17 protein-coding genes are annotated in these 22,222 nt (G+C 72.8%); 9 read left to right on the top strand and 8 right to left on the bottom strand.

The genetic code is table 11. The annotated features are described in order from the left end of the window. Nucleotides 1-236: 236 nt before the first annotated feature. Nucleotides 237-827, bottom strand: coding sequence for a CGNR zinc finger domain-containing protein (locus ABTY56_RS19675; RefSeq protein ID WP_350630201.1), 591 nt, complete (start codon nucleotides 825-827; stop codon nucleotides 237-239). An 87-nt stretch (nucleotides 828-914) separates the two neighbouring features. Between ABTY56_RS19675 and ABTY56_RS19670 the strand changes: the two genes are divergently transcribed. Further along, the gene (locus ABTY56_RS19670; protein ID WP_350630200.1) at nucleotides 915-2,579 is read left to right on the top strand and encodes an FAD-dependent monooxygenase; all 1,665 of its coding nucleotides are present in this window, start codon (nucleotides 915-917) and stop codon (nucleotides 2,577-2,579) included. A gap of 59 nt (nucleotides 2,580-2,638) precedes the next feature. On the opposite strand, the gene ABTY56_RS19665 is transcribed toward ABTY56_RS19670, so the two are convergent. Both ABTY56_RS19665 and ABTY56_RS19660 read right to left on the bottom strand, forming a co-directional pair. Beyond that, nucleotides 2,639-4,048 carry a tetratricopeptide repeat protein gene (locus ABTY56_RS19665; RefSeq protein WP_350630199.1) on the bottom strand — a complete coding sequence of 470 codons (1,410 nt, stop codon included), beginning with the start codon at nucleotides 4,046-4,048 and terminating at the stop codon, nucleotides 2,639-2,641. A 43-nt stretch (nucleotides 4,049-4,091) separates the two neighbouring features. Continuing rightward, on the bottom strand, nucleotides 4,092-4,700 hold the full coding sequence (locus ABTY56_RS19660) for a DJ-1/PfpI family protein (RefSeq protein WP_350630198.1): 609 nt from the start codon (nucleotides 4,698-4,700) through the stop codon (nucleotides 4,092-4,094). A 135-nt stretch (nucleotides 4,701-4,835) separates the two neighbouring features. Between ABTY56_RS19660 and ABTY56_RS19655 the strand changes: the two genes are divergently transcribed. Together ABTY56_RS19655 and ABTY56_RS19650 are read left to right on the top strand one after the other, a co-directional pair. Then, nucleotides 4,836-5,477: a DUF6368 family protein gene (locus ABTY56_RS19655; protein WP_350630197.1), complete on the top strand. Its 642-nt coding sequence runs from the start codon at nucleotides 4,836-4,838 to the stop codon at nucleotides 5,475-5,477. Nucleotides 5,478-5,547: 70 nt separating this feature from the next. Further along, nucleotides 5,548-6,072: a DUF6879 family protein gene (locus ABTY56_RS19650; protein WP_350630196.1), complete on the top strand. Its 525-nt coding sequence runs from the start codon at nucleotides 5,548-5,550 to the stop codon at nucleotides 6,070-6,072. 47 nt (nucleotides 6,073-6,119) lie between these two features. Here ABTY56_RS19650 and ABTY56_RS19645 read toward each other — a convergent pair whose 3' ends face one another. Next, nucleotides 6,120-6,611, bottom strand: coding sequence for an ATP-binding protein (locus ABTY56_RS19645; protein WP_350630195.1), 492 nt, complete (start codon nucleotides 6,609-6,611; stop codon nucleotides 6,120-6,122). A gap of 190 nt (nucleotides 6,612-6,801) precedes the next feature. Here ABTY56_RS19645 and ABTY56_RS19640 point away from each other — a divergent pair, with 190 nt between their 5' ends. Both ABTY56_RS19640 and ABTY56_RS19635 read left to right on the top strand, forming a co-directional pair. Then, nucleotides 6,802-8,055, top strand: coding sequence for an NsdA family TPR-like regulatory protein (locus ABTY56_RS19640; RefSeq protein ID WP_350630194.1), 1,254 nt, complete (start codon nucleotides 6,802-6,804; stop codon nucleotides 8,053-8,055). Next, nucleotides 8,052-8,564, top strand: a complete 513-nt coding sequence (locus ABTY56_RS19635; RefSeq protein ID WP_350630193.1) for a GNAT family N-acetyltransferase — start codon at nucleotides 8,052-8,054, stop codon at nucleotides 8,562-8,564. Before ABTY56_RS19640 ends, ABTY56_RS19635 begins: the two co-directional genes overlap by 4 nt. Before the next feature lie 107 nt (nucleotides 8,565-8,671). Here the strand turns inward: ABTY56_RS19635 and ABTY56_RS19630 are convergent, their stop codons facing one another. From ABTY56_RS19630 to ABTY56_RS19615, 4 genes are all read right to left on the bottom strand, one after another. Continuing rightward, nucleotides 8,672-9,367, bottom strand: a complete 696-nt coding sequence (locus tag ABTY56_RS19630) for a DUF7158 domain-containing protein (protein WP_350630192.1) — start codon at nucleotides 9,365-9,367, stop codon at nucleotides 8,672-8,674. Then, a complete protein-coding gene (locus ABTY56_RS19625) occupies nucleotides 9,364-13,626 on the bottom strand; it encodes a glycoside hydrolase family 38 N-terminal domain-containing protein (RefSeq protein ID WP_350630191.1) in 4,263 nt (1,420 codons plus the stop codon). Before ABTY56_RS19625 ends, ABTY56_RS19630 begins: the two co-directional genes overlap by 4 nt. Before the next feature lie 58 nt (nucleotides 13,627-13,684). After that, nucleotides 13,685-16,150 (bottom strand): endo-beta-N-acetylglucosaminidase, encoded by a 2,466-nt coding sequence (locus ABTY56_RS19620; protein WP_350630190.1) that lies wholly within the window; start codon nucleotides 16,148-16,150, stop codon nucleotides 13,685-13,687. A 228-nt stretch (nucleotides 16,151-16,378) separates the two neighbouring features. Continuing rightward, nucleotides 16,379-17,461, bottom strand: coding sequence for a LacI family DNA-binding transcriptional regulator (locus ABTY56_RS19615; protein ID WP_350630189.1), 1,083 nt, complete (start codon nucleotides 17,459-17,461; stop codon nucleotides 16,379-16,381). 157 nt (nucleotides 17,462-17,618) lie between these two features. Between ABTY56_RS19615 and ABTY56_RS19610 the strand changes: the two genes are divergently transcribed. From ABTY56_RS19610 to ABTY56_RS19595, 4 genes are all read left to right on the top strand, one after another. Next, nucleotides 17,619-18,908: an ABC transporter substrate-binding protein gene (locus ABTY56_RS19610; protein ID WP_350630188.1), complete on the top strand. Its 1,290-nt coding sequence runs from the start codon at nucleotides 17,619-17,621 to the stop codon at nucleotides 18,906-18,908. 170 nt (nucleotides 18,909-19,078) lie between these two features. Continuing rightward, the gene (locus ABTY56_RS19605) at nucleotides 19,079-19,951 is read left to right on the top strand and encodes a carbohydrate ABC transporter permease (protein ID WP_350630187.1); all 873 of its coding nucleotides are present in this window, start codon (nucleotides 19,079-19,081) and stop codon (nucleotides 19,949-19,951) included. A gap of 4 nt (nucleotides 19,952-19,955) precedes the next feature. Further along, on the top strand, nucleotides 19,956-20,903 hold the full coding sequence (locus tag ABTY56_RS19600) for a carbohydrate ABC transporter permease (protein WP_350630186.1): 948 nt from the start codon (nucleotides 19,956-19,958) through the stop codon (nucleotides 20,901-20,903). A gap of 43 nt (nucleotides 20,904-20,946) precedes the next feature. Further along, the gene (locus tag ABTY56_RS19595; RefSeq protein ID WP_350630185.1) at nucleotides 20,947-22,203 is read left to right on the top strand and encodes a glycoside hydrolase 5 family protein; all 1,257 of its coding nucleotides are present in this window, start codon (nucleotides 20,947-20,949) and stop codon (nucleotides 22,201-22,203) included. Nucleotides 22,204-22,222 lie beyond the last annotated feature (19 nt).

The raw sequence follows: 22,222 nt of genomic DNA, 5'->3' as shown, positions 1-22,222 counted from the left end.
CCCACGCCCCCCCCCGCCCCCGCGTCCCACCCCGCCCGCCGCCCCCGGCCCCGCCCCCCCCCCCCGGCCCCCCGGCCGAGGGCCGGGGCCCGCGGGCCTACGGACTGCGGAAATGTGCCGATCGGCAACTGCCGGGCGACGGTGTCGATGCGGGAGGCTGAGGGACATCGGAAGCCGCCGAGGGAGCGGCCCGGAAGGAGATCCGTGCCATGACTGGGCACATCCGAGGTCCGGACCTACCGGGACGCGCCCCCTGGCGCCCCGTCAGACCCTGCCGCCCGTTGGGCGCGGTGGGTGGCGACGCGGACGCGGGTGGCGCAGCGCGGGCTGCAGTAGCGCTGGGGGGTGCGGCGGCCGGTGTCGATGAAGAAGCGGCCGCAGCCGGGGGCGGCGCACCGGCCCCAGGCGCAGGCACCGCGTTCGCTGAGCCAGAGGCCGAGGGCGAGGGCGGCGGTGGAGAGGAGCCAGTGGGTGAGGCCGGCGTCGGCGGGTGCCCGGGTGTGCAGGGACCAGGGTCGGCCCGGGAGGCGGACGAGGCGGGGGCTGGCCGGGTGGCGGTCGAGCAGGGTGTTGATCGCCCCCGCGGCCTCGTCGGGGTCGTCGGTGCCGAGGATGGCGGCCACCTGGGCGGTGGCGTCGCGCAGTTCTCGGGCGTCGGCGTCGGTGAGCCGGAACGGCGGGCCGCCGTGGCGCTCCAGGAGCGCCTGGAGGTCGGCGGCGCTCGCGGCGGGGTCCTCGCGGACGGTGTTGGCGAGTTCGGCGAGGAAGTGGAGGCCGCGGGGGTTGCCGTCGCCGGGATCCTGCTCCACGGACCTGCTGTGCGCCATGGGGTCGCCTTCTTCGTCTCGGGTGGTCACCTGCCCACCATGGTAACGTCAAATCGAATCAATGAGCGTTACGAAGGGGTGGGTGGCATGCGCTTCCCGGAGACGACGTCCGTCCTGATCGTCGGCGGGGGCCCGGTCGGGCTCACGCTGTCGGTCCTGCTGTCCGGGTACGGCGTGCCGCACCTGCTGGTCGAGGCACACCCGGGCACCTCTCAGCACCCCAAGGCGCGGGGAGTGTCCGCGCGTTCGATGGAGATCTTCCGGCGCTGCGGCCTGGAGGAGGAGGTCCGGCGGGCCGGGCTGCCGGCCTCGCAGGTGCACTTCTACCGCGGCCGTGACCTGGTCGACCCGGACTTCGTCCGCACCGGGGTCGCCGGGCAGGAGGGCGGCATCGAACGCACCCCCTCCCCGGGGCTGATCTGCTCCCAGGACGCCCTGGAGCCCGTCCTGTTGCGGCGGGCCCGCCGACTCGCTCCGGACGGCGTCCGGTTCGCCACCCGGCTGGTCGCCTTCGCCGAGCACGGTGACGGCGTGCACCGCGACGCCGAGCACGGTGACGGCGTGCACGCCACCGTGGAGGACCGCACCACCGGCGAGCGGCACACCGTGCGCGCCGACTGGCTGGTCGGGTGCGACGGCGCGGCGAGCACCGTCCGCGAGGGGGTCGGGATCGCGATGGAGGGGCCGACCGGCCTCGGTCACTTCCTCAGCGTCCGCTTCGAGGCCCCGCTCGGCGAGGTCGTCGCCGACCGCGCCAGCGCCTCCTACTTCCTCACCCCGCCCGGCCGCGGCGGCTTCCTGGCCGTCGACAACGACCGGCACTGGATCTACCAGTACCCGTACGACCCCGCACACGAGGACGTCGCCCGGCTGATCGCGGACCGGCCGCGGCTGGGCGAGCTGGTCCGGGACGCCGCCGGGCTGCCGGACCTGCCGGTCGCCGTCCGCTCCACCCTCACCTGGCGGATGGACGCCCGCCTCGCCTCCGCCTACCGCCGCTCCCGGGTGCTGCTCGCGGGCGACGCGGCCCACGCGGTGCCCCCGACCGGCGGGCACGGCATGAACACCGGCCTCGGCGACGCGGACAACCTGGCGTGGAAGCTCGCCGCGGTCGTCGCCGGAACGGCGGGCGAGGCCCTGCTGGACAGCTACGAGGCCGAACGCCGACCGGTGGCCCGGCAGGTCATCGACATCTCGCTCGCCAACTCCCGGGCGCGGAGCGGCTACCGGATCGACGACGAGCTGCTGCTGACCGCGGCCTACCGGTCGACCGCCGTCCTGACCGATCCAGCAAGTCCGGCGGATCCGGCGGATCCGGCGGACTCGGCGGACTCGGCAGATCCGACGGACCCGACCGCGTCTGCCACCCCGGCCCGGCCGGCGCTGGACCCCGAGCACACCCACCCCGTCGGCGCGCCCGGCACCCGGCTCCCCCACCTGCGCCTCGCCGGCCCGAGCGGGCCCGCCTCCACCCTGGACCTCGTCGGCCCCGACTTCACCCTGCTGGCGGCCGCCACCACGGAGTCGGTGTGGCAACCGCAGGCGGACACCGCCACCGCAGCGGGCCTGCCCGTCACCGTCCACCCACTGCCGCCCGCGCTGCTCGGGGAGGACGCGCCGGCCGGAGCCGTCCTCGTCCGCCCCGACGGTCACATCGCCTGGCGGGCGCCGCACCGGCCTGCCGACGGGGCGCATCTCCTCATCGCCTTGCGGCAGATCCTGTCGACAGGCATGGCCCGGGCCCACCCGTGAGCACGCCTCCGAACGAAACGCCTCCGCGCGGACTTGCTCCACGCGGACCGACTCGCGGCTCAGCCCGCCGCCGGTTCCTCCCTCCAACGGTTCCACCGCCGGTCCTCGGCCTCCCGCTGGGCCGCCAGGGAGGGGTATCCGTCGACGGCCTCGGCCGGGCGGCCCAACCGGATCAGGAGGTGCGCCAGGTCGTGCGGGGCGCCGTGCTCGGTGGAGGCGCGCAGCAGCGCGACCGCCTCCTCCGGCCGGCCGTCACGCTCCAGCAGGAACGCGATCGTGGTGTCCTCCCGCTCGTCGGCGTCCTCCGCCGGCAGGGCGTCGATCTCCGCGACGGCCTCGCGGGCCCGCCCGCACTCGCCCATCAGCCACCACCGGTTGGAGCGGACCCACGCCGGGTCCTCCCGGGCGAGCTCCTCGCTGCACCCGTCGAGCAGTTCCAGCGCCCACTCCGGCCGCCCGTGGTCGAACAGCAGGCGGATCGCCGGTTCGAGCAGGTTCCCGCAGCCGTACAGGTTCCCGAAGGTGGGCCGCGCCGCCTCCACCGCCTCGTCCAGGCGGCCCTGCCGGGCCAGCAGCCGCATCAGGCCGGACCGGTGGCGGGAGTGGGGGTCGGTATCGGATCCCGAACCGTCGCCAGGGTCCGTGCCGTCGGCGGCCGCGACGCCCGCGCGCAGCACCGCCTCGGCCTCCGACGCCCGCCCGAGCTCCTCCATGAGCGTGACGAAGGGGCCCAGGAAGACGCTCGCCTCCCGCCCGGCCAGGGCGCGCAGTTCCTCCACCCGCCGGTGCCGGGCCAGGAGCCCGGCGTAGAACTCCAGGGCGTTGTGCGAGCGACAGCGCCTCGCGGCCACGTCCGCCGCGAACAGTTCGATCGCCTCACCGGCGCGGCCGGAGCGCTCCAGGACCCGGGCCTTCAGGACCCGCTCGGCGTGCGGGGCGAGCAGTTCCAGGACCCGCTCGTCGCGGCCCCGGCCCTCCGTCACGTCCACCAGCTCCCACAGCAGCTGCCCCTCCCGGGTGTACGGCTCCAGGACGTCGATCGCCTCGTCCACCCGCCCGGCCGCGGCCAGCACCGCGGCGTACTCGCCGTACGGCTCCAGGGCCTTGAGATCCGCGCCCCACCCCCGGACCTCGTCGGCCGCCTGCCCGGGCTCACGCAGCGCCGCGTCCGGATGCACCAGCGCCAGCGCCTCCTCGACCCGCCCCGACCGGACCAGGGCGTCCGCGCCCAGCACCACTGCACGCCGCCACCCGGTCTCCGCGAACGGCCGCACCACCTCCCAGGCCCGCTCGGCCTGCCCCGCCGCGCACAGCTCCCGCACCGCCGCCTGCGCGCAGAACCACTCCCCCCGCTCGCGGGCCGCCCGCACCAGCAGCTCCAGTTGCCCGCGCTCAAGCAGCGCCTTCACCATCAGCGGCGTGATCCCGCCGCGGGAGCCGGCCTGCCAGTCAAGGTCCTCGATGTTCACGCCGACAGCCTACGGAGCACGGCCGACAGGCTCCCGGGGGCCGTCAGGGCAAGGCGACCTCGCCCGCGTGGACGGCACGCAGGGCGTGCTCGACGGTCGCCTGCTTCTCGCCGACCGGAGCCACGTACTCGATGGCGGCGCGCGCGGCCGCCTCCCCGAGCGTGCGGGTGATCACCCAGGTGGCGAGGTACTGGGAGGCCAGGCAGCCGCCCGCCGTGGCGATGTTCCCCTCGGCGTGGAACGGCGCGTCCAGCACGGTGACGCCGCGGGCTTCGACGAAGGGCCGGCTCGTGAGGTCCGTGCAGGCGGGCATGCCCTCCAGCAGCCCGAGCCGGGCCAGCACCAGTGCGCCGGAGCACTGCGCCCCGATCAGCTGGCGCGCGGGATCGAGCACCAGCCGGGAGACCAGCCGGTCGTCGGCGACGACGTCCCGCGTCTTCACCCCGCTGCCGACCAGCACGACGTCGGCGTCGGTCACGAACTCCATCGGGCGCTGCCCGGTCACCTCGACGCCGTTCATCGAGGTGACCACCGGAGTCGGCGTCGTGATGAAGGCCTCCAGGCCGTCCGCACGGCACCGGTTGATCAGGGCGGAGGCGATGAAGCTGTCGAGCTCGTTGAACCCGTCGAAGGTGACCACGGCTACCTGCATCAGAACTCCTCACGAACGGGAACGTCGAGCCCCAGTCTCCCCGGTGGCACCGCTGCACGTCGAGAACCGATCGACTCGAAATGATCGGCTCGAAATGCCCGAGCGCGATCGCGCTCGCCCTCGTAAGCTCCCCGCATGTCCGGACCGACCTTGGTGATCGACCTCGCGACGCCCCTCTCCCCAGCTGCGCTGCGGGAGTTCCGCGAGCTGGTGGTGGGGCTCTCCTCCCACTTCGAGGAGAAACGCCCTGGGCGCTACGACGTCAACGTGCCCGCGGAGCGACTGGGCGTCGAGGACACCCGGGGCACGGACCGGCGGCCGCCGTACCCGCCGCTGCCCGGTGGGCTGCAGCCTGCGGACGAACGGCTCGCCGCCCTGGTGGGCTTCGATCCGCGGCGCGAGGACTGGCGGCGGCCGTTCTACATCTACCTGATGGGGGCGGGCGCCGGGGACGACCACATCTTCGAGTCCGAGCACGCCGACGAGGACACCGACGCCATCGCAGCCGTGCTCGGCCGGCCGCCGGTACTGGCCGTCAACATCAGCGCCGGCTGCAACGGCCGGATCGACCACGTGGCCACGGCCCTGCTCACCGCCGCCGTCCTGGACGTCATCGGCGGCGTCGGCAAGGCCGAACTGGCGGACAGTCAGCACGAGGTGATCGCCGGGCTCCCCGGCCTGCTCGGGATCACCGACGACGGCTGGGACACGGCACTGGTCACGGCGGAGTTCCTGCGGGCCTGGGTCGAACGGCCGGGCTTCCGGCTGGTCAAGTAACGGTGGTGCCTTCAGACGCCGACGGCCGTACGGTTCAACGGGATCGTCCAGGCATCGAGGAGGGCATGTGATGACGCAGAACGCGCCGGACTTCGCCGAACTGCTGAGGGGCGCCGAGCACTCCGCCGTGCACCTGGAGATGCGCGACAGCTACGCGGTCGGCGACGAGGTCGAGGCCTTCGAGCGCTTCACGAGGACCGGTGAGGTCGACAACGACCCGAACGCGTCGTTCTGGCCGGCCTGGATCCCCCTGGTGGAGGACGCGATCTCCCGAGGTGTCGTCATGCGCCGCGCCCGCGTCGTCTCGGAGCCGGTCACCGACTACATCAGGTACGAGCACGCCGTCACCCCGGTCAACCTGGCGGCCGGCGAGCAGGTCCGGTGGCTCCCGCGAAGCCGGGCATCGGCCATCGCCCTCCCGGGCAACGACTTCTGGCTGATCGACCGACGACTGGCGCTGTTCCACTGGTTCACCGGCGACGGAGACTGGGCGGGGCGCACCTTCACCGAGGACGAGGCCGCGGTGACGCTGTGCGCCACGGCCTTCGAGGCCGTCTGGGCGGCAGGCGTCCCGCACGAGGAGTTCACCGTCTGACCCTGCGGGCACCGAACTGCCGGCACAGGCTCAGGCCCGTGCGGCCGTCACGCCACCGGCCGGAGGAGGCGGAGTTCGCGCGCCGTGCCCCATCCGTGGACGGTGCCCGGCAGCTCGCGGGACTCCGGGAACTCGAACCAGACGACCTTGCCCGCCCCCGCCGGATGCCAGCCCCACGCGTCGGCCAGCGCCTCGACGAGGATCAGCCCGCGCCCGCCGGTCGCCTCCGGGTCCGTACCGCCGCGTTCGAATGCCGGGGCAGGATCCGCGACCTCGATACGAAGCCGCCCGCCCAGGCGGCGAACGGTCACCGCACAGCGCGCCTTCGCGTGCTCCATGGCATTGGCGATCACCTCGCTCGCACAGAGTTCGAGGTCCCGCAGCGATTCCTTGGCAAGCGGAACGCCCCAGGCGCGGACGATGTCCAGCAGCAACCTTCGGGCCGGCGGAACCGCCTCCCCGCCCGGCAGAACGTCCCACTCCAGCGGCACCGGAAACCGGGCCGTCCTGAGCGGGCTGACGATCAGGTTCCACCCCATTGCTCCTCCTCGCGATGCCCGGGTCGTCGGTGTGCCGGCGCCCGGCCTGTTCCGACTCCCACTCAACTCCCGCGCATCACCTACGGGAAGTGAAAGACCGGGCCGGCACGGGCTCCCTCGGAGGGAAAAATTGACCTTCCCTTTACATCGGGCCATGCTCGCTCCGCAACCGCCCGGATACGCTGAGTCCATGGGGGGCAATCCCGAACTACGCGCCGTCATGGCAGACATGGGCCTCACCAGGGCCGCACTCGCGCGCTTGGTCAACCGCGAGCTCGTTGCCCTCGGATGCCCGGGAACGCTCACGGTGAGGACGGTGGGTACCTGGCTCGCCGGACAGTCACGATGGCCGCAGGGCAGAATCCGTACCGCGCTCGAACGCGCGCTGAACCGCACGCCCGAGCAACTCGGTTTCATCCCACCTCGCACCACCCGGCCCCAAGCACCACCGGAGGAGCCCGTGCGCCGCCGCAACTTCCTCGCCGCATCGGCCGCCGCCGCCGTCCCGTCCACCGGCGCGTTCCGAGGCCGCACCGTCGGTCACAGTGACGTCGACCGGCTCAAGGAGAGCCTCAAGACACTCACGGCGCTCGATGACCACCGAGGCGGGCACGGATCACTTGAGACAGCCGCGCTGGCCGGCGCCGACCAGGCGCTCGGCAAGGTGGACAAAACCATCAGCGAGGGCGTCCAGCGGCGCCTCTACAGCCTCGCCGCCGACTACACCGCCACTGCCGGGTTCTCGTGTATCGACGACCGCCGATTGGACGACGCCGAGCGGCATTTCGGGACGGCGCTGCGCCTTTCCGGTCTCGGAGATGATCATGTGACCGCGCTGCGGGTCTTCAACTGCCTCTCCATGGTGGGCTACCAACGCAACAGGCCGTCGGTCACCTTGTCAGCCGCCCGGGCCGCCCAGGATTCCCGGGCGGCCCGCCGAGACCCACTCCTGGCTTCTCTCGCCCACGCCCGCGCCGCCATTGCCCACTCCACCACAGGCAACCGGCAGGCCTCCCTGCGCTGCCTCGGGCATGCCAGTGATGCGCTGGGCCGCGCCGACAGCCGCGAACGTCCGGCGTGGACCGACTTCTACGGGCAGGCCGAACTGTTCGCACTGAGTGCTGTCGTCCATCAACACCTCGACAACAGCCCGGAGTCCGAGAGCGCATCGCACCGCGCGCTGGCCGGGATCCCCGCGCAGTTCCGCCGCAATCGTGCATCCGCGACCGCCCGCCTCGCGCTGGCCCAACTCGGACAAGGAGAACTCGAACAGGCCACCGCGACCGCCACCGGCGTGTACGCCCTGATGGGCACCGACCCACTGCCGCCCAGGTTGCGCACCCTCCTCGGCGACTTCCATCGCGGTCTGATCACCCTGGCACCGACCTCGGCGGTTACGCGAGAGTGGACCGACCGAGTACATGCCCAGGGAGAACACCAGTGACGATAGCCCTCCGCCGCTACGAAGCCGGCGACATTCCCGCTGATCACACGCAACTGCTCATCGACGTCCACACGGAGGCCTACCGGGAACAAGCCGACGACCCCTTCGTCCAGCGCTTTCCCTGGTTCGCCGAGCACTGGACCGCCCGGCCCGGCTACAGCTGTGTCGTGGCCTACGACGGCGACGTGCCGGTCGGATATTCCTACGGCGCCCCCTTGGAGAACGGTCGCGAGTGGTGGCGCAAGCACATGTCGACGCCCACCGACACATCGACGTTCGCGGTGTCCGAGGTCATGGTGCGCCCCGAGTGGCGGAAGCGGGGCATCGCCGAACAGACACACGATGCCCTGCTGGCCGGACGGGGCGAGGCGCTGGCTGTCCTCTACGTCGATGTCACCCATCCGCGAGTCCAGGCGATGTACGAGCGCTGGGCATACCGGAAGGTCGGCGAGCACCGTCCCTTCGAGGACGCCCCGCTCTACGCCGTCATGGTCCGCACCCTTCGGTAGCCCGCACGTCTGAGCCGACGCTCGGACTGCGAACTCCGCCTGCCCGCCGGGCTCGTGCCGGCGAGCGCGACGGGCGCGACGGGCGCGGCGGGCGTGGGGCGGGTGGATCAGTGGCGGTGGTGGTTGTCGGGTTGGGCGGGGTCGCCGGGGTGTTCCAGTCCCTCGACCAGGGTGAGGCGTCGGGCGCGTTCGTGGTCGAGCCAGCGGACGAAGGCTGCTCGGCGGGCGGCGGCTCGTAGGGCGGGGGTGGGGTCGGGGGCCTCCGGGGCGGTGTGGGTGGATCGCACGGCGGCTGTCCAGGGGCCCACGGTGACCCATTCGCCGGGTGGGGCAGCGCGGAGGGCGTCCGCGAGGGCGGTCGGCAGGGTGTCCGGGTCGGCTTCCGTCTCGCCGTCGGGGAGGGCGAGTCGCCAGCGGACGGAGGGTGTTCGGGTGGTCATGGTGCGGTAGTGGGCGAGGTCGGCGGGCGAGGGCTCGACGTCGGCCGTCACTGCCTCGCAGACGGCGCGCACGGCCGCGCATCCCTCGTACGCGGCCGCCGTGATGGAGCCGAGTTCGACCGCTGCCTGGTGGTCGAGCCGGGCGGGGCCGGCCGACCCCACGGGCAGGTGGCGTTCGGCGGCCACCGCCTCGCACAGGGCCTCGGTGAGCAGCACCTGGGCAACCCACCGGGTCAGCTGGCGGTCCTCCGAACTGCCGGGCTTTGGCAGGGCGGTGGCGCGCGGGCCGTCTCGCAGGGCGGCGAGGCGGCGGTCGAGCGCCGTACGCGGGAGGGGGTGTCCGTCGAGCAGGCCGAGGGTCATGCCTCCACCACCAGCGCGACGGTCGGGGCGTACTGGCAGCGGCCGAACCACATCACCTTGGCGAGGGCCCAGTACGAACCCGGGTCGGCGGATTCGGGGGCGGTGACGGCGAAGTCCACTGTTGTCCGGGTGCCCGCCGGGGCGGTGAAGCCTCGGACGGGGTCGGCGATCGCGTCCCAGGTGCCCCACGGGGAGACCAGCTGCAGTTCGCCCCGGATCTCGCCGCGTGTGCGGTTGGTGAGGGTGAGGCTCAGCGTGGCGCAGCCGCCGGGGGTGACGTGCAGGGTCTCGTGGGAGACGGCGAGGTCCAGGCCGGTGTCGCGGCCGGTGGTGGCCTTGGTGCCCTGGGCGGCCGTCCAGTCCTCGGGGGTGTCTCCCGCCACGGGCAGGAGCGCGGGGAGGTCGCCGACGGCGATCGTCACCACGTCCTCGATCTGCTGGCCGTCGTGCTCGATCCGGACGGCGGCGAAGTGCAGCCCGGCCTCGACGTCGGCCGGCGGGGTGAGGGTGACCGGGAAGCGCAGGTGACCGCCGGGTGCGAGCCGATGCGGGCGGCTGCCGGGGCTCGCGGCCCAGCCCTCGGGCGGCAGCACCACCGCCGTGCCCTCGACCGCCGTGTCCCGCAGCTGCGACGACAGGGCGACCGAGAGGGTCACCGTCTCCCCCGCCGTCCGCAGCAGGCCCGGCGAGGCGCCGACGGACAGCGGCAGGTAGCCGAGCGGCGCCGGGCCCCGGTTGTGCAGCCAGTAGCGGGCGTGGACGGGCTGGGCGGGTTCGGCGACCGGGCCGAGGACGGGGCCGTCGCACGACGCCGCGACAGCGGGCGCGGCGGGCGCGGCGAGCAGGGTGGCGATCTGCGAGCCGGCGAGGTCCGGGCCGGCCGGGCCGAGGGGGCGTTCCAGCAGGTCGGCGCGGCGCAGGTCGGTGAGCCCGAGCGCGCCGCCGAGCCGCACCGTCGCCCCGAGCCCGGTCGACTCCACCAGCCGGACGGTGAGGTCGCGTCCGCCGTCCGACGCCGCCGACCCGTGCGCGATCGGGTTCCCGGCGGGCTTGAGCGTGCCGAGCAGCACCCCACGCTGCGGTTCGACCCGCAGCCAGGACAGGGTGGCCGGCAGCGTGCCCTCCTGGGCGGGGACGATCCGCGCGTACAGCGGGTGGTTGAACTCCTGGCCCTGGGCGGGCAGCGCCTGCTGCCGCCAGTCTCCGTCCCCACCCACCAGTGCGTAGCCGAACTCGTGCGTCCAGTGCTGGATTTGGAAGGAGGCGCCGTCCGGCAGGGTGCGCCGGGGCGGGTCGATCCAGACGCCCGACGGCCAGCCGGTGCACGAGCGCATCAGCGACAGGTGCAGTGCCCCCGTGGGGTCGACGGCGAAGCCGGGCAGGCCGAAGCTGAGCAACGCCACACTGTGGTCGGCGAGTCGGTCCGGCACCGGCGCCGGGCAGACGGCGGTGATCCGGGCGTCGGCGAGGTCGTCGACCAGTGCCGCCGCGTCGGAGACGACGAGGGCCGGCAGCGCCCGCAGGTCCCGCAGGTCGGCGTCGGGGCGCCAGACCTCGGCGAGCGGGGTGAGGGCGGGCACCCACACCGCGCCGTTCGCCTTCAGCACGGCCGCGTACTCCTCGCCCGCCCGCTCGATCAACTCCCTTGCCGCGTCGTTGACTTCCGGCGAGCCGACGACGACCCGGAAGTCCGGCAGGTTGGAGTCCACCTCCAGCCAGCCGTAGCGCGCCCAGTCGGCGCCCGAGGTGGTGGCGGTGACGCCCACCCGGGCGAGGGCGACCACCAGGGATCGGGCGTCGGCGGCGGCGTCCAGCGTCGGTACGACGACCTCCGCCACACCGAGGGCCCGGGAGCCGACGGCCGTCCCGGCCGGGTCGGTGAGGTCGACGCGGGCGGTGGCGCCAAGCCCGAACCAGGTGTTGGCCGGGTTGTCCAGCGTCCAGGGCGCCTGCGCCGCGTCCACGTCCGGCATGGCGAAGCCGCGTCCGACGACCGCGCCCGCGACCTCGCTGACCGGCAGCCCGCCGGGCACGTCCACGGGGAAGCGCAGCCGCAGTAGCCGGTCGACGCCGGAGTGGTCCACGACCCTGGTCCGGCAGTCGACCCGGTGGAGCCCGCGCCACAGGGTGACGGTCTGCTCGTAGCGGACGCCGTCGACCATGCCCTCGATCACCAGCCGCTCGCCGAGCGGCCCGGTCTCCCGGCGGACCGGAGCCGCCGCGGCCCCGGATCCGACCACCGGCCCGCTGGGCACCAGGTGCCAGGGGCCTTCGCCGAAGTCGGGGTGCTGCGGGTACTCCTCGTACACGCGCAGCTCGTTGCCGATCCGGCCGTCCTGGATCAACTCCCGTTCGTGCCACAGGTCCCACACCGAGGAGAGCCCGCCGCCGCGCGCCGGGTCGGCGGTGACGCGGTACCGCTCGTTGCCGATGACGGCTCCCTCGGCCGCCGTCCACGGCTGCTCGGCGGCGCCCTCCACCAGCCGCCAGGTGCGCCAGCCGAGCGCGGGCACGTCGGCGGCCAGGAACCGCAGCGTCCCGCGGTCGACGGTGCTCGGCACCGCCTGACCAGTGTCGTCCACCACCCGCACCGACCGTGCGCCGGCGGGCAGTTCGACCGAGACCAGGTCCGTCCGGTCGAAGGACAGCGTGTTGGTCACCACCACCGAGCCGCCCCCCACCGAGCCGCCCCCCGCCGAGCCACTTGCCGCCCGGCCACCCCCCGCCGTGGCGCTCTCCGCCGAGCCGACCTCCACCGTGGAGATCCTGCCCGCGAGGGCGTCCAGCGCCGCGTCCCGCACCGCGCCGGCCAGGTCGTACGCCTCCCGCCAGCCGCCCAGCAGGTCCAGGTACACCTGGTCGGACTCCGATCCGGTGATCGCGTCGTGGTGTGCGCCGTAGGCGAGGTGGCGCCAGACCTTGTCCAGCGCCGCGGCCGGGTACCGTCCCAGCCCGCAGGCACCGGCCACGGTGGCGAGCTTCTCGGCGTCCACCGCCGCGACCTCGCCGGCCCGTTGGGCCTGCTTGGTGTCGATGTACGAGACGTCCTTGCCGGTGTAGACCGGGTTCATGTCGCGGCTCTGCGGGCCGGGTCGACGCCCGGTGGCGGCGAGTTCGGCGCGGACGGCGTCGAGGAAGTCGCGCGGGGTGGCGCAGACGAACCGCGGCCAGAGGTACTTGGCGGCCCAGGAGCGGTGGATCTCGGTGACCCACTTGTTCGGCGGGGTGTAGTCCGTCCCGACGGGCAGCAGCAGGTTCTTCGTCGCCCCGACCGGCTTGAGCTTGCGGTACAGCTCGTAGACGGCCCGCTCGGCGGTGGCGAGGTCGGGTGAGGAGTCCATCCACCAGCCGGCCGAGTAGTGGTGCGGCATGTAGTGGGTGAGCACGCCCTCGCCGCCGGGGGCGATCCATTCGAACTCGCTCGGGAACTGCATGACCCGGGCGTCGTCCTTGGCCTCGCGGAAGTTCTTCTGGATCGGGCCCCACTGGTGGAACGGCCCGCGGGCCCAGGCGCTGCCGGTGAGGCCGGCCGCGGCGAGGTGGCCGGGGAACTGCGGGTCGTGTCCGAACACGTCGAGCTGCCAGGCGGTTCGCGGGTCTCCGCCGAGGATGTCGCGCTGGTAACCGATGCCGTGGACGATGTTGCGGATGGTGGTCTCGGCGCCGGTCAGGTTGGTGTTGGGCTCGTTGTAGGTGCCGCCGACGAGTTCGACCTGCCCCCGCTCCAGCAGCAGTCGCAGGGTTGCGCGGCGCTCCGGGTGCTGGTCGAAGTAGGGCTTCAGGTAGTCGACTTCGGCGAGCACGAACCTGTACACCGGGTCGCGCAGGGCGAGGTCCAGGTGGGCGTCGACGAGCGCGAAGCCGTTGCGTTCCCAGAGCGGCCGGGTGGTGGCGTCGGCGGAGAGCAGTTCCCAGGGGGAGGTGTAGGCGGCCTGGGTGTTCCACCAGACCGGGTCGTAGTGGAAGTGCGAGACCAGGAACATCGTCCAGCCGGGCTCGGCGACGTCCACCACGGCGTCCACGACCGCCGTCCCGGCCCGTACGGTGACCGGGAGCCGGTCGCCCGGTCGGGCGTCGGAGCCGATCTCCAGCGGGACTTCGACCGGCCCCGTGCCGGTCGCCTCGCCGTGGACGCCCGGGCCGCCGACGGTGATCCGGGCGGCCGGGCCCTCGGTCGTCACGCGCAGGATCTGGCGCGGGGCGTCCTCGGGGCCGACGAACAGGTCGGTGCTCTCGACGGCGGTGATGGCGACCGGCACGGGGTGCGTCCTTTCCTGGAACCCGGAGGGGCGGGCGGGGCGGGCGGGGCGGGCAGGGCTACGTGCCCCAGGCCTCGAACTCGTAGATGCGGGCGGCCGGGTCGGTGGTCTGGGTGGGCTTGGTGACCACCAGGCGGACGTAGCGGGCGGTGGTGTTCACCGCATGCGTCGTGGTGCCGGCGGTGTTGCCGGTGACGCCGGCGACCGTCGTCCAGGGGTCACTCGTGCTCGACCGCACCTGGATGGAGAAGTCGCGGGTGTTGTACGACGCGCTCTCGCCTCCGGCCGACGCGTGCTTGACCACGAACCGGGACAGCTGTTTCGCCGAACCGAGGTCCACCTCCAGCCACTTGGCGGAGGTCAGGGTGCACCACTTGTCGCCGGTGCCGCCGCTGACGCTGCCGTTGACGGCCTTGGCCGGCCCCTCGTCGGCGTTGCACCGGCCGGAGGCGGTGGCCGCGCGGTTCAACGCCAGGTTGCGGGCGGTCGGCGGTGTGCCGGTCCAACTCACACTGGTGGAAGCGGCGCCGGAGCGGCCGTAGGTGGTGGACACCGCCTCGACGTCGATCGTCGTGGCGCTCTCCCCGCCCGCCCGGTCCAGCCGCCCGACGAAGTACGCGTCGTTGGGTGTCGCGCCGAGGAAGGTCCGGGTGCCGTCCGCGTTGCGGCGGTACACCTCGTAGTGGTGGACGTTGCCGCCGGGCGCCGCCGTCCAGGACAGCCGCAGGGACTGGCTGGAGCCCGGGGTCACGTCGCTCGCGCCGAGCACGGTGAGGCCGCCCGGTGCCGCCGGGGTCTCCACCGCCCCGTCGTAGAGGGCGACTTGGCCGACCCGGAGGTCGTAGGCGGGGTCGGAGCCGTCGACTCGCAGCGCGATCTGGGCGATGGTGCGGCCCGCGTACGGGGAGAGGTCGAGGGTGTGGCGCTCCCACCCGGTTCCGGAGTCGGCGCCGACGTCGATCGTGGTGAAGCTGTTCGGCGCGTCGGTGAAGGCGACGGCGGCCTTGAGCCTGGTGGGCCCGGCGGCCGGGGTCTTGACCACCAGGTCGAGCTTGGTGCTCGACGCGACCGGCAGCTCGGTCTGGTAGAGCCGGACGGTGTTGGCGGCGTCCAGGGTGCCGGTCAGCCGCAGCGAGGAGCCGCCCTGGTAGGCGTCGGTGAAGTCAACGGACGGGGTGAGCCTGCTGCCGGCGGAGTCGACCACCCAGCGGTAGGTGGGCGGCACGTCCTGGAGCGAGAGGTTGTTCCAGCCGCCGGTGGCGACCCGGGTGCCGCCCGCGTTGAAGAAGTCGCCCTGCCCGGTGTCGAAGTTGGTGACGAAGGGCTTGGCGGTGATCGGCGAGGACTCGGCGACGTAGCCGGCCAGGCCGGGCCAGCTCGACGAGAGATCGATCCGCGACGGGTCGTTGGCGGCGCCGACCCAGTAGCGCGCGTCCTTGGCGTAGAAGTCGGCGCGGTCGGTCGCGGACTTCCAGGTCCACTCGGGGCGGTAGAGGCCGAGCGAGGTGGTGTGCGGCTTGCCGGGCGGGAAGAGGGTGTTCCAGTCCACGCCGGTGTTGTAGCCGTTGGCCTCGGTGTCGATGCCGGAGTAGAGGTCGTACTCGCTGCGGCCGAGCTGCCGGGCGAGGGTGCGCGAGGAGTCCAGGCCGCTCGCGGACCAGTCGAAGTTCAGGAACATCGAGTCCGAGGTGCGCTTCGGACCGTCTTGCAGGAAGGGCGAGTTGGCGGAGGTCAGGGCGTTCTGCCAGTTCACCGCGCCGGAGGTGGTCATCGCGTCGTACCACATGAACTCGGTGCCGCTCTGCGCCTTGGTGTACTGCATCAGGTTGCGCAGCTCGCCGGCGAGGGCCGAATCGCCGCCGCCGGTCTCCTGGTTGATGAACCAGCCGTCGAAGCCGTAGTACTGGGCGGCCTGGACGAGCTTGTCGGCGACGGGGTACCGGCTGCCGGACTTCTGGACGAAGTCGCGGACCCACTGGATCTGGCCGCCGTACGCGCCGGGCGGGAAGAAGACGGTGCCGTAGACCTTGACGCCGTTGCGGTGGGCGGCGTCGATGACGGTCGGGTTGGGGGCGAGGATCAGGCCCTCACCGGCCGAGCCGCCCCAGAACACCAGCTTGTCGACGTACTGCCAGTACCCGAAGGCGTAGTAGTTGGGGTCGGCGGAGCCCTGCGAGGGGTTGTCGGACGTGGGCCCGAAGGAGACCAGCGAGGCGATCTTGCCCTCGCCCGTCCGGGCGTTGGGGTTGGCCCTGAGCGCCGGGTCGCCGGTGCGTGGCTGCAGCGGGACGCGGGAGCGGTTGAAGCGGGCGTCCGGGTCGGTGGCCGGGTCCCAGTTCACGATGGTGCCGGGGTACCAGTACGAGGCGAAGGGCTGGCCGCCCTGACCGGTCGCGGCGACCGGCGGGGCCGAAGCAGGGGCCGGGGCAGGAGCCGGAGCAGGAGCGGCATGGGCGGCCGGCACGACGCCCAGCGAGGCCGTCGCGAGCGCGGCGCCGAGCAGCAGGGGGAAACGTCTTGACATGCGGTGGCTCCGATCGAGCGGAGTGGGTGGGGCCGGGCCCACCGGCAGCGGCAGGCCCGGGTGCATGCGGGCGTGGCGGTGCTCATCGAGGGGAACGGTGCCCGTCGAGGGGAACGGTGCTCGTCGAGGGGAACGGTGCTCGTCGAGGGACATGGCGCTCGTCGAGGGGACTTCAACGAACATGACAACGGGCGGTGCGCAGGACCGGGCCCCCTCGGCGCAGCGAGGCTAAACCGGTTCAGAACCGGTGTCAACGACTCGCGCAGCAACCACACCCACGGGTGAGGTGGGCGCGGCACCCGGCGGCGAGGTGGACTCCCGTACGGTCAGCCGCGGCGTGGGCATCTGCAGGTCGCGCCCCGGCCCGGCCTCGTCCAGCGCCGCCAGCAGGCTGCGGGCGACCTGCTCGCCGAGCGCGAAGGTGTCCCGGCTGAGCGCGGTCAGCGGCGGGTGGACGATCCGGGCGAGCACCGAGTCGTCGAAGGAGACGATGGAGAGCTCGCCGGGCACGGCGACGCCCATCTCGCCCGCCACGCCGAGCCCGGCGACGGCCATCACGTCGCTGTCGTACACGATCGCGGTCGGCCGTCCGGTCCGGGACAGCAGCGTACGGGTGGCGGCCGCGCCCTCGGCGTCGCTGAAGTCGGTGGGCACCGACACGGCCTCCTCCAGGCCGAGCCGGCGCGAGGCGTCGCGCAGCGCGCGGATCCGCCGCTGGGTGTGCTGGAAGTGCGGCAGCCCGGCCAGGTGGGCGATCCGGCGGTGCCCGATGGCGGCCAGGTAGTCGACGATCGAGAGCATCGCCTCCCGGTCGTCGGCCCAGATCCGCAGCTGGTTGCCGCCCTTGCCGGGCCCGCCCAGCACGACGGCGGGCAGCCCGAGTTCGTCCAGCACCGGCAGTCGGGCGTCCTTGACCTGCAGGTCGACCACGATGAATCCGTCGACCCGGTGCTCGGAGGCCCAGCGGCGGTAGACCTCGATCTCGGCGGCGGTGTCCTCGACCACCATGAGGTGCAGTGCGACGCTGCCGGCCGACAGCACGGCCTGGAGGCCGGAGAGCAGCTGGCTGAAGAACGGTTCGACCCCGATGGTGCGGGCCGGCCGGGCGATCACCAGGCCGACGGCGTCGGCGCGGGCACCGCCGAGGGCGCGCGCGGCGCTGTGCGGGCGCCAGTTCATCTCCTCGGCGACCCGCAGGATCCGGGCCCTGGTCGCCTCGCTCACGCCCGGGCGGCCGTTGAGCGCGAAGGACACCGCGCCCTTGGAGACACCGGCCTGGCGGGCGATGTCGGCGATCGTCGGTCTGCCCACAGATCCCGAACTCCTCTCTTGACAGCCAAGTTTAGGCGGGAGCATAGTCCCTGCCATAGCTAGACCGGTTTAGTTATTGGACAGGTTGGACAGGTCGGGTTCCGGAACCCCCGAGCTCAGCACGATCCCCCACCCACCCCAGGACCGGGAGACCCTCATGCGAAGAATCTGGGCGGCACTGACGACAACGGCACTCACCGCCGCCGCGCTCACCGGCTGCGGACTCGGCTCCGGCGACACCACGAGCGGCGACAGCGTGGCGAGCGCGGCCGCCACCGGCGAGGTCAAGGGCAAGGTCTCGCTGCAGACCTGGGCACTCAAGCCGAAGTTCACCGACTACATGCAGGGCGTGATCGACGGCTTCAAGAAGAAGTACCCCGGCCTCGAGGTCGAGTGGCTCGACCAGCCCGGCGAGGGCTACTCCGACAAGGTGCTCAGCCAGGCCGCCGCCGGCACCCTTCCCGACGTGGTCAACCTCCCGCCCGACTTCGCCCTCCCGCTCGCGCGGAAGGACCTCCTGCTGGACATCGCCAAGGCCGACCCGAAGCTCGCCGACGAGTACGTCGCCGGCGGCGTCGACGCCTACCGCTTCGCCGGCCACCCGGGCACCTTCGGCTACCCGTGGTACCTCAACACCGATGTGAACTACTGGAGTTCCGAACTCCTCACGAAGAACGGCCTGGACCCGAAGAAGCCCCCGACCAGCCTCGACGAACTGATCGCCCAGGCTCGGGTGATGAAGGAGAAGTCCGGCGGCCAGACCTACCTGATGAGCCGCAAACCGGGCATCGGCGACCTCTACAACGCCGGTGTGAAGATCATGTCCGACGACGGCACGTCCTTCACCTTCAACACCCCCGAGGCCGCCGCGCTGCTCGACAAGTACCGCGACGCCTTCAAGGAGGGCCTGCTCCCCAAGGACGTCCTCACCAACACCTACGCCGGCAACACCAAGCTGTTCAACGCCGGCACCGCCGCCTGGACCACCGCCGGCGCGAACTACATCACCAGCCTCGCCACCGACAATCCGACGCTCGCCCCGAAGGTCGTCCCCTCCCCGGCGCTGGCCACCCCGCCGCTGTACGTCCAGGGCATGTCCATCCCGAAGAGCACCAAGAACCCGGCCGCCGCGGTCGCCCTCGCCCGCTGGGTCACCAGCGCCGAGAACCAGGCCGCCTTCGCCCATCTGACCAGCATCTTCCCGTCCACCAAGGCCTCGTCGGACGACCCGTTCTTCAGCAAGAGCGACGGCACCAACGCGGGCGACGCCAAGGTGATCGCGTTCGCCTCGCTCGCCAAGGCCAAGCTGATCCAGCCCGTCCAGGTCGACGACGCGATGAGCACCGTCGTCAACCAGCAGATCGCGCTCGCCATCAGCGGCGACACGAGCTCCAAGCAGGCACTGGACACCGCCGTCGAGCAGTGCAACAAGCTGCTCAAGGGCTGACCTCCGCCGGAGCTCCGCACATCGTCCCGTCCGGTGCGGGCGACGCGGCGGGCTCCCTCCGGCGCGGGCGACGCACCGGTCCCCGTCCGGTACCGGCGACGCGGCGGGCCCCCACACCCGCCGCCCCGGGAACGAGCCGCACCACCCCTCGGCCCCAGGAAGGCATCGGCATGACCCACCGGCGTTGGTTCACCCCCTGGCTGCTCGCCGGGCCCGCGATGGTCTGGCTGGCCGTCTTCAACCTCTGGCCGGCCGTCAACACGGTGATCCTGTCCTTCACCAACGCCAAACCGCTGGGCGGCGGGCGGTTCACCGGTCTGGAGAACTACGGCCGCCTCCTGGACGACGACCAGCTCGCCGACGCCCTGCTCAACAGCATCGTCTTCATGGTGGTCTGCCTGCCGCTGCTGACCGTCCTGCCGCTGCTGCTCGCCCTGCTCGTCCAGCGCAGGATCCCCGGCATCACCTTCTTCCGCACCGCCTTCTACACCCCGGTGATCGCCTCCGCCGTCGTGGTGGCACTGATCTGGGGGTGGGTGCTGGACGACCGCGGCCTGGTCAACGGCCTGCTCCAGCAGACCGGTCTGACCGGCTCCCCGGTCTCCTTCCTGACCGACCGCTGGCTGCTGCTGTTCAGCGCGATCGCCCTGACCGTGTGGAAGGGCCTCGGCTACTACATGGTCATCTACCTGTCCGCCCTCGCCAACGTCCCGCGCGAACTGCACGAGGCGGCGGCCGTGGACGGCGCCGGACCGGTGCGCCGGTTCCGGCACGTCACCCTGCCGGGGGTGCGCCCGACCATGATCCTGATCTCCGCGCTGATCTCGGTGAGTTCGCTGCGCGTCTTCTCCGAGCTGTACGTGCTCTCCAACGGCCAGGGCGGCCCCGGCGGGCGGGACATGTCGGTGGTGATGCTGATCCAGATGTACAGCCGCGGCTTCAACGGCCACCTCGGCTACGCCTCGGCGCTGAGCCTGCTGCTGTTCGTCGTCACCCTCGGCCCGATGCTGTTCCTGATGCGCCTGAACCGGAAGGCGGCCTGAACCCGTGACCACCGCCCGTCCGACCACCACCCGTCCGACGACCGCCGAGCGTGCCGAGGGTGCGCCGGAGGCCCTCGAAACAACTGGCAGCACCGGCAGGCCGCACAAGGGCTCCCGGGGCTTCAACACCCCCTCCCCCGCCCACACCGCCGCCCGCTACCTGCTCCTGCTGCTCGTCCTGCTCCTGGTCGTCGGCCCCTTCCTGTGGCAGCTGTCCACCTCCCTCAAGGGCCCCGCCGAGGACGTCTACACCCGCACCCCGGCCTTCCTGCCCGACCAGCCCACCCTCGGCAACTACGGCAAGGTCGCCGACACCATCCCGGTGTGGACCTACGCGCTCAACTCGGTGATCGTCGCCGCGATCTGCATCACCGGCAACGTCGTCGGCTGCACGCTGGCCGGCTACGCGCTCGCCCGGCTGCGCTTCCGCGGCGCCAGGCTCGTCCTCGGCCTGTTCCTCGCCACGCTCGTGCTGCCCGGCGAGGTCACCATCGTCTCCCAGTACGTGCTGGTGCGCAGCCTCGGCCTGGCCGACACCCTGGCCGGCGTCGCGCTGCCGGGCTCGATCGCCATGCTCAACGTTCTGCTGATGCGCACCGCCTTCGCCGCCGTCCCGGTCGAGCTCGACCAGGCCGCCATGATCGACGGCGCGAACGTGTGGCAGCGGCTGTGGCACGTCGGCCTGCCGAACGTGCGCGGCATGATCAGCGTGATCGTGATCTTCACCTTCATCGGCGCCTGGGACGACTTCCTCTGGCCGCTGATCGTGCTCAACGACCCGCAGAAGTACACGCTCACCGTCGGGTTGCAGTACCTCAACGGCACCTTCTCCGCCAATCCCCGGCTGATCGCCGCCGGCACCATGATCGCCTTCCTGCCGATCGTCGTGGTGTTCGGAGCCTGCCAGCGCTTCTTCTTCAAGGGCGTCGAGGAGGGGGCCGTGAAGGGATAGCCCCACCGTCCGTACGCCCCAACCGAGTCGAGGAAGCCCCCCGATGACCACCGCCCCCCGCTTCGGCGTCAACTACACCCCCAGCGTCGGCTGGTTCCACCACTGGCTCGACTTCGACCTCGACGCCGTGCGCGCCGACTTCGACTCCGTCGCGGCCCTCGGCCTGGACCACGTCCGGGTCTTCCCGCTCTGGCCGCTGTTCCAGCCCAACCGCACCCTGATCCGCCCGCGCGCCGTCGAACAGCTGACGGCCCTGGTGGACGCGGCCGGGGAGCGCGGGCTGGACGTCGCGGTGGACGGCCTGCAGGGCCACCTGTCGAGCTTCGACTTCCTGCCCGCCTGGACCCGGACCTGGCACCGGCGCAACCTCTTCACCGACCCCGAGGTCATCGACGGCCAGGCCGCCTACCTGCGCACCCTCGCCGCAGCGCTGCGCGAGCGGCCCAACTTCCTCGGGATGACGCTCGGCAACGAGATCAACCAGTTCTCCGGCGGCCCGCACCCCGACCCGGACCGGGCCACCCCCGCCGAGGTGGAGGCCTGGCTGCGCCGGATGCTCGACGCCTGCGAGTCCGGCGCCCCCGGGCGGCTGCACCTGCACGCCTCGTACGACGCCGCCTGGTACCTGGACGGGCACCCGTTCACGCCCCGGCACTCGGCCCGCATCGGTGCCGCCACCGCCGTGCACTCCTGGGTGTTCAACGGCACCGCCCAGCGCTACGGCGCCCACTCCACCGCCACCGCGCAGCACGCCGCGTACCTGGTCGAGCTGTCCAAGGCCTGGGCGGACGATCCGGCCCGCCCGGTCTGGCTGCAGGAGGTCGGCGCGCCCGCCCCGCACATCGCCCCCGAGGACGCGGCCCGCTTCACCGGCGCCACCGTCGAGGCCGTGCTGGACTGCCCGGACCTGTGGGGCGTCACCTGGTGGTGCTCGCACGACGTGGCCCGCTCGCTCGCCGACTTCCCCGAACTCGAATACGGCCTGGGCCTGTTGACCACCGAGCGGACGGTCAAGCCGGCCGGCGCCCGGCTCGCCGGGGCCGCCGCCGAGGCCCGCCGGAACTGGCAGCCGCCGAAGCCGCGCACCACCGCCGTGGTGGTCGCCACCGGGGACGAGGCCACCTCCCCCCGGCGCTCGGTCTGCGGCCCCGGCGGCCCGGTGTTCGAGGCGTTCATGCGCCTCGCCGAGGCGGGCGCCCGGCCGGCCGCCGTCCTCGCCGAACGCGCCGGGGACCGCGAGCACCTCGCCGCGCGCGGCATCACCGAGGTGGTCCACCCCGACGACGTACGTTCCCTGTAGCCCGTTCCCCGTAGCCCGA

The sequence above is a fragment of the Kitasatospora sp. NPDC097691 genome (genome assembly GCF_040302665.1).
Taxonomy (GTDB): domain Bacteria; phylum Actinomycetota; class Actinomycetes; order Streptomycetales; family Streptomycetaceae; genus Kitasatospora.
Note: the sequence above shows the minus strand (reverse complement) of the source record. Positions and strands in the feature narration are given on the sequence as shown.

Bases quoted from the DNA above. Each gene is read 5' to 3' on its own strand.
- ABTY56_RS19675 (WP_350630201.1), bottom strand. From the start codon at position 827: ATGGCGCACAGCAGGTCCGTGGAGCAGGATCCCGGCGACGGCAACCCC.
- ABTY56_RS19670 (WP_350630200.1), top strand. From the start codon at position 915: ATGCGCTTCCCGGAGACGACGTCCGTCCTGATCGTCGGCGGGGGCCCG.
- ABTY56_RS19660 (WP_350630198.1), bottom strand. From the start codon at position 4,700: ATGCAGGTAGCCGTGGTCACCTTCGACGGGTTCAACGAGCTCGACAGC.
- ABTY56_RS19655 (WP_350630197.1), top strand. From the start codon at position 4,836: ATGTCCGGACCGACCTTGGTGATCGACCTCGCGACGCCCCTCTCCCCA.
- ABTY56_RS19650 (WP_350630196.1), top strand. From the start codon at position 5,548: ATGACGCAGAACGCGCCGGACTTCGCCGAACTGCTGAGGGGCGCCGAG.
- ABTY56_RS19645 (WP_350630195.1), bottom strand. From the start codon at position 6,611: ATGGGGTGGAACCTGATCGTCAGCCCGCTCAGGACGGCCCGGTTTCCG.
- ABTY56_RS19640 (WP_350630194.1), top strand. From the start codon at position 6,802: ATGGGGGGCAATCCCGAACTACGCGCCGTCATGGCAGACATGGGCCTC.
- ABTY56_RS19630 (WP_350630192.1), bottom strand. From the start codon at position 9,367: ATGACCCTCGGCCTGCTCGACGGACACCCCCTCCCGCGTACGGCGCTC.
- ABTY56_RS19620 (WP_350630190.1), bottom strand. From the start codon at position 16,150: ATGTCAAGACGTTTCCCCCTGCTGCTCGGCGCCGCGCTCGCGACGGCC.
- ABTY56_RS19610 (WP_350630188.1), top strand. From the start codon at position 17,619: ATGCGAAGAATCTGGGCGGCACTGACGACAACGGCACTCACCGCCGCC.
- ABTY56_RS19605 (WP_350630187.1), top strand. From the start codon at position 19,079: ATGACCCACCGGCGTTGGTTCACCCCCTGGCTGCTCGCCGGGCCCGCG.
- ABTY56_RS19595 (WP_350630185.1), top strand. From the start codon at position 20,947: ATGACCACCGCCCCCCGCTTCGGCGTCAACTACACCCCCAGCGTCGGC.